The 2,105-nt window shown below is 39.9% G+C and carries 2 protein-coding genes and 1 CRISPR repeat array; both genes read right to left on the bottom strand.

Annotated features, from left to right (window positions below; genetic code table 11):
• Window positions 1-224: 224 nt before the first annotated feature.
• A CRISPR array of direct repeats spans window positions 225-913; the repeat unit is 28 nt; unit sequence TTTCTAAGCTGCCTATGCGGCAGTGAAC.
• 274 nt (window positions 914-1,187) lie between these two features.
• Entirely contained in the window at window positions 1,188-1,352 is a 165-nt protein-coding gene (locus B5D54_RS17270; RefSeq protein ID WP_172459857.1) for a hypothetical protein, read from the bottom strand.
• A 1-nt stretch (window position 1,353) separates the two neighbouring features.
• Window positions 1,354-1,776 (bottom strand): Tse2 family ADP-ribosyltransferase toxin, encoded by a 423-nt coding sequence (locus B5D54_RS16740; protein WP_078927655.1) that lies wholly within the window; start codon window positions 1,774-1,776, stop codon window positions 1,354-1,356.
• Window positions 1,777-2,105: the final 329 nt, after the last annotated feature.

Raw genomic sequence — 2,105 nt, 5'->3', positions numbered from 1 at the left:
AATAAAATAATTCAAAGAATCACGATTAAGAATCAACGAATCATTTGTGTAATTTCACGAATATCGCCTAACGCCGCATTAAGGGGCAAGCAACGCAAACCACTGCGCTCAAACTAACCAGCTGTCACCTCAAATGCGCATCCAAACCAAAACTGCCACGCGTTGATTGTCCCTCTTAAATGCCTTGTTAACTGGCCGATCCAAAATGCCAAAGTTACCAATATTTTCTAAACTGCCTATGCGGCAGTGAACTTTCTGGGACATTTGAAGCTGAAAAGATGATCTTTCTAAGCTGCCTATGCGGCAGTGAACACAAACGCGGTACGCTTATTTCCATCATTAAATTTCTAAGCTGCCTATGCGGCAGTGAACTAAAATGGTTTTATTGTGCTCTTCGGCAACTTTTTCTAAGCTGCCTATGCGGCAGTGAACATAATTGTCTCTTGAGTTCTGTCGCTCAGTCGTTTCTAAGCTGCCTATGCGGCAGTGAACGTTCTCGTGGTTTTGCTCCTAAAGTGCGTAATTTTCTAAGCTGCCTATGCGGCAGTGAACCCTTTTTGGCTCACTCAGTGGTACTGCCAAATTTTCTAAGCTGCCTATGCGGCAGTGAACTCAAGTTTCGAATTGTAATCCGCACGCCGGAATTTCTAAGCTGCCTATGCGGCAGTGAACTTGACCCAGTGACTCAAACGACCACCCTTTTTTTTCTAAGCTGCCTATGCGGCAGTGAACCTTTCTCCAACTCAAGCTCTGGTTCTGGTTTATTTCTAAGCTGCCTATGCGGCAGTGAACGTGCGCGCAATTAATGCAATCACGGCAGCGATTTTCTAAGCTGCCTATGCGGCAGTGAACAGACGGGCTAAAATCAAATCCATTTGTTGAAATTTTCTAAGCTGCCTATGCGGCAGTGAACTATGAAACTTTAGCAGTAACTTATTGTTAATAGTAGTAATTACATCAAATTTCTCAAAATAACCTTTTATTTTTTACTCGATTTATTATTAATATAAATCAATATGTTAGGATTCAACAAAAAAAGATGGGTAATTTCATTGCCAGTTAACGCCCGCTTAAGGGGCAGCCAACGCTACTACCAACTTTCCTCATAACACCGTAACCACAAAAACCAACGCATAGTAAAAATGCCACGCGTTGGCTGTCCTTCTTGAAGCGTTTGTTATGTTTGTTTAATCACTAAGTTTAGCTATTAGTGAATCCAGAACCATTAGATCATTTGCCTTTTCCATGTATTCATCAGTATCCTCATCCATCTGAGACAACTGAAGTTGCTCTCGCTCAAGTTTCTCTTTCAAACAGTTTTTAATATATCGGCGTTCTTTTTGAGTAAACATTTCAACCTACCTGTGAATTTGGAGAATTGATAAAACATGGTCTTGCACTCGATTCTAACTGCTGAAGTTTAATCAAATACAAAGAGAGAGGCATATCTTGCAATGGGCGAATAGTAAAATGATGCTTACCATTACTTCCCCCATCATCAAGCGATACATGTAAACCATTAGGCATTTTAGTATTCTGTGGTATTTTCCACCATAAAGTACCAAACCGAGGATTACGATAGTTAAATAAAGATAGTCCGCCAGATTTACAATCAACAAACTCGACACCGTTTTTGCTGTAAATTTTCAAATCCCATACCTCGTCCATATCTCTTGGAGGACTTGTACGGATATAATCAAATTTAGCCTTTGACTTTCGTCCCAACCTAAATAAATCAAAAGGTAAAGTAATATAAAACTTTATTGGTGTATGCATGTAGTATTCCCTAACTAATTAATATGCAACGATAATAACCTCGGACAGAATCATATGCAACAAGATCACCATAAACATAACGCCCGGTTAAGGGGCTGACAACGCAAACAACTGCACTTAAACTAATCTGCCGTAACCTCAAAAGCCATTAAAGCCAAAAATGGAAAGCGTTGGAAGTCCCGCTTGAACCGTTTGTTAGCTTAAATGAACCTATACTTTAAGTTTTAAACTTAATATACCCGCTCAACTTGAAGATGCAGGTTTCAAAATCTGAAAATTATCCGAAATTCTGGATACCAGTGAGCCTGCAACTTTTGGCAGCGTCACAT

This window comes from Vibrio cincinnatiensis DSM 19608, assembly GCF_900167345.1.
Lineage (GTDB): Bacteria > Pseudomonadota > Gammaproteobacteria > Enterobacterales > Vibrionaceae > Vibrio > Vibrio cincinnatiensis.
This window is presented reverse-complemented; position numbering and strand designations above follow the sequence as displayed.

Bases quoted from the DNA above. Each gene is read 5' to 3' on its own strand.
- B5D54_RS17270 (WP_172459857.1), bottom strand. From the start codon at position 1,352: ATGTTTACTCAAAAAGAACGCCGATATATTAAAAACTGTTTGAAAGAG.
- B5D54_RS16740 (WP_078927655.1), bottom strand. From the start codon at position 1,776: ATGCATACACCAATAAAGTTTTATATTACTTTACCTTTTGATTTATTT.